Source organism: Alkalibacterium olivapovliticus (assembly GCF_003003275.1).
Classification (GTDB): domain Bacteria; phylum Bacillota; class Bacilli; order Lactobacillales; family Carnobacteriaceae_A; genus Alkalibacterium; species Alkalibacterium olivapovliticum.
Genome location: NZ_PVTO01000061.1, coordinates 1 through 2,051, shown reverse-complemented (window position 1 = coordinate 2,051; position 2,051 = coordinate 1). Strand labels below are relative to the sequence as shown.

General features: G+C 38.7%; 2 protein-coding genes and 1 rRNA gene. 2 read left to right on the top strand and 1 reads right to left on the bottom strand.

Annotation, left to right across the window (positions count from 1 at the left end; genetic code table 11):
• Window positions 1-111: 111 nt before the first annotated feature.
• On the bottom strand, window positions 112-750 hold the full coding sequence (cbpA, locus tag CLV38_RS13465) for a cyclic di-AMP binding protein CbpA (RefSeq protein WP_106196488.1): 639 nt from the start codon (window positions 748-750) through the stop codon (window positions 112-114).
• A 123-nt stretch (window positions 751-873) separates the two neighbouring features.
• Here cbpA and CLV38_RS13460 point away from each other — a divergent pair, with 123 nt between their 5' ends.
• Entirely contained in the window at window positions 874-1,587 is a 714-nt protein-coding gene (locus CLV38_RS13460) for an O-methyltransferase (RefSeq protein WP_245920600.1), read from the top strand.
• 391 nt (window positions 1,588-1,978) lie between these two features.
• Window positions 1,979-2,051 (top strand): 16S ribosomal RNA (locus CLV38_RS13455); the annotation flags it as partial.

Below are 2,051 nucleotides of genomic sequence, written 5' to 3'. Positions count from 1 at the left end.
ACTATTATTCTACAGGAGAACTCACTTGTTTTCTAATATAATCAAATAAAGGACGTTAGTGAGAATTTCTCACCAACGTCCTTTATTGTACAACCGTTTTTTTACTTAGATTTAATCGTTGTGTAAATCTTCGACTTGTACCACTTTAAAGCCTTTTTTGTCGAGGGCTCTCGAAACTTCATCAACTGTATTTTGTGTGATACCAGGTTCCAGCGTCATAATCATACGGCGAACCATATTTTCCCGCTGAACATCCAATGTAATACAACTCATGATTGAACAGTGACGATTGACTATTTTAGCAATATTGGCCAAGTCGCCTTTTTCTCCAGGGGAAGCAATTGTTAACACAAAACTGCCCTGGTCGATGCTCCATGACTGTTGAAGCAAATCAATCAGCGTACTGTGTGTCAAGATACCGTAGAAATGATTGTTTTCATCTAAAACGGTAATGTAGGGTAAGTCTTTGATCATGAAGAAGATTTTAAAGAAAGAAGAATTGATGTGCACATATTTTGTCGCATTTTTCAGTAAGTGGGTAACAGGCAAATCCATGTCGCCGCCATTTGCTTTATGACGATAGACGTGCATTTTGTAGATGTTCCCACGGAATATTTTCCCGCTTTCATCCAAAACAGGAACACAACGGAATCCGGTTTCCTCCAGCAGGGTAATCGCTTCTTCTAAAGTAGCAGCTTCTGATATAGTGGTCACACTATTTTTAGGTACGGATAATTGTTTGATTAACATGAATTATTTGCTCCTTCTCATCTGTTTTTTCGGCAATTCACATACTTATTATACCAGAATGCTGGTTGGTTAAGTAGAAAAAACAGTGTAAAATAAAGAAAATAACTGAAATGAGGGTTTGGTTTGCATAAACTAAATGAAATGATGGACAAGCCTGTCATCAATGAAGATGTAAGAAATTTTTTGAGAACAAATCAGAAACAGTTAAATGGAAAAATCGGCGATATCGAAAAATGGGCAAATGAGAATAGAGTACCCATCATCCCCCATGAAACAGTCGTCTTTTTTAACTGGCTTTTACCATTACTAAAACCTGAACAGATACTGGAAGTAGGGACAGCGATAGGATTTTCCGCTGCGTTAATGCTTGAGGCTGTTCACATGGAAGGACATGTTACGACCATAGAACGAAATCCGGATATGATCAGCAAAGCAAAAGCGAATTTTAAAACACTCGGAATTGAGGAGAACATTACACTTCTTGAAGGTCAGGCGGATGAGTGGCTTGAAAAAATTGAATCAGATTCAACTGATTTTATATTTATGGACAGCGCAAAAGCCAAATACTACAGTTTCTTCCCGGACTGTTTCAGAGTGCTTAAAATTGGAGGCGTGCTAGCAGTAGATGATGTACTGCAGGGGGGGACTATTTTGGATGATGAAAAAGAGGTGCCCAAACGAGTGAGGAAGATACACCGCAAACTCAATGAATTCCTTGCAGTTGTACTCGATCATCCTTCACTGGACACCAGCCTTATACCGGTTGGAGATGGCCTGCTCTTGATCACTAAACGAGACGATGCTGACTTTGATTTTATGAGACAAACAGATAAATAATCGGTAAAAGACTGCTGTAAAAGCAATTTAGCCGAACGTAGAAAGAAAAGCAGAAAAAAGATGTTGACGTCTGAAGGAAACCTTGGTATAGTTATATTCGTTGTTGATTAACAGCAACCACTGTTTCCTTTCGAATCAGCCTTATGGCTAAAAAAGCATGAAAAACTTTTTTAAAAAGTTGTTGACATCAGATTGAAAACAATGTAATATTATAAAAGTCAGCTCGTACGAAACAACGTACGCAAACAGCTGTCGAAATCAGATAGATCTTTGAAAACTGAACAAAGTAGAAACAACCAAATGTGCAAGGGTCTTCGGTCCGTTTAGGGCCGGAGACAACAAACGAGTTAACACTGTTAACTCACAAGTAATACAATGAGCAAGTCAAACTTAAAATGAGAGTTTGATCCTGGCTCAGGACGAACGCTGGCGGTATGCCTAATACATGCAAGTCGAACGCTGAA